This window comes from Bradyrhizobium sp., from assembly GCF_030697065.1.
Taxonomy (GTDB): Bacteria; Pseudomonadota; Alphaproteobacteria; order Rhizobiales; family Xanthobacteraceae; genus Bradyrhizobium.
In genome coordinates, this window is the sequence record NZ_JAUYQU010000181.1 from 1 (window position 1) to 1,832 (window position 1,832).

Below are 1,832 nucleotides of genomic sequence, written 5' to 3' on the forward strand. Positions count from 1 at the left end.
TCGCGCATTGATCAACGATCAGGGCCAGACCATTCAGGAGGCCGGCCCTTCGGTTCCGGTCGAGGTGCTCGGCTTCAACGGTCCGCCGGAGGCCGGCGATCGCCTCGCCGTGGTCGAAAACGAAGCCCGCGCCCGCGAAGTCACGAGCTATCGCGCCCATCAGAAGCGCGAGAAATCCGCCGCCAGCAATGCCGGTATGCGCGGATCGCTCGAACAGATGATGTCGCAGCTCAAGACCACGGGCCGCAAGGACTTCCCGCTGGTCATCAAGGCCGACGTGCAGGGCTCGCTGGAAGCGATTCTCGGCTCGCTCGAAAAGCTCGGCACCGATGAAGTCGCGGCGCGTATTCTTCATGCAGGCGTCGGCGGCATCTCGGAATCCGACGTGACGCTGGCGGAAGGCTTCAACGCCGCGATCATCGGCTTCAGCGTCCGCGCCAACAAGGAAGCGGCGGCTCTCGCCAAGCGCAACGGCATCGAAATCCGCTACTACAACATCATCTACGACCTCGTCGATGACGTGAAGAAGGCGATGTCCGGCCTGCTGGCGCCGACGCTGCGCGAGACCATGCTGGGCAATGCCCTGATCCTGGAGGTGTTCAACATCTCGAAGGTCGGCAAGGTCGCGGGCTGCCGCGTCACCGACGGCACCGTGGAACGCGGCGCCAATGTCCGCCTGATTCGCGACAACGTCGTCGTGCATGAAGGCAAGCTGTCGACGCTGAAGCGTTTCAAGGACGAAGTGAAGGAAGTGCAGTCCGGCCAGGAATGCGGCATGGCGTTCGAGAATTACGGCGACATGCGGGCCGGCGACGTCATCGAATGTTATCGCGTGGAGACGATCCAGCGCTCTCTGTAAGTCCAAATCTTACGTAGAGTTGGGTCTTGAATTAGGCCGTGATGCCCCGCGAAGGCGGGGCATCAGTCATCTCGGACAACAATTGTGGCCAACGGAGTACCGAATCACCCGCCTTCGCGGGTGATGAAGACAATTGGGATTACGACAATGCCCCACCACAAGAAGGACTCCGCGCCCGGCGGCTCGCAGCGTCAGTTGCGGGTCGGCGAAGTGGTGCGTCACGCCGTCGCCGACATCCTGTCGCAAGGCAGCGTGCACGATCCGGAACTCGAGGGCCACATCATCACGGTGCCCGAAGTGCGGATGTCGCCGGACCTGAAACTCGCCACGGTGTATGTGATGCCGCTCGGCGGCCGCGACACCGACAAGGTGATTGCGGCGCTGGAGCGGAACAAGAAGTTCCTGCGCGGCGAGATCGCGCACCGCGTTAACCTGAAATTCGCGCCTGATGTCCGCTTCCGCGTCGACGAACGATTCGACGAAGCGGAACGAATAGAGAAATTACTGCGAACACCCGCGGTGCAAAGAGACCTCACGCCCGATTCGCAAGACACGGAAGAGTAAACTGATGATCGTGACCACCGCCAACAGCGTGATCGAGCCGGAAATCGTCGATTCGGAAGCGGCCGATGAAAATAATTCTCCGGAATCTAATCGCGACGGGAATCTGCCGCGCTCCGGCAAGCAGCTGCGCCCGAACAACCAGCCGCGGCGCGACAAGCGCGACGTCCACGGCTGGGTGGTGCTCGACAAGCCGATCGGCATGACCTCGACACACGCGGTCGCAGTCGTCCGCCGCCTGTTCACGGCCAGGCGCGGGGGGCATGCCGGAACGCTCGATCCGCTCGCCACCGGCTGCCTGCCGATCGCGCTGGGCGAGGCGACCAAGACGGTTCCGTTCGTGATGGATGGCCGCAAGGAATACCGTTTTACGCTCAGGTTCGGCGAAGCGCGGTCGACCGAGGATGCGGAA

2 protein-coding genes and 1 pseudogene are annotated in these 1,832 nt (G+C 62.6%); all 3 read left to right on the forward strand.

Annotated elements, in window-relative coordinates; all coding sequences use genetic code 11:
* On the forward strand, nucleotides 1-859 hold an 859-nt coding region (locus Q8R73_RS14230; RefSeq protein WP_305720188.1), incomplete at its 5' end, for a translation initiation factor IF-2.
* 147 nt (nucleotides 860-1,006) lie between these two features.
* A complete protein-coding gene (rbfA, locus tag Q8R73_RS14235) occupies nucleotides 1,007-1,423 on the forward strand; it encodes a 30S ribosome-binding factor RbfA (RefSeq protein WP_305720189.1) in 417 nt (138 codons plus the stop codon).
* A gap of 4 nt (nucleotides 1,424-1,427) precedes the next feature.
* Nucleotides 1,428-1,832 (forward strand): annotated as a pseudogene (locus Q8R73_RS14240) (tRNA pseudouridine(55) synthase TruB); the annotation flags it as partial.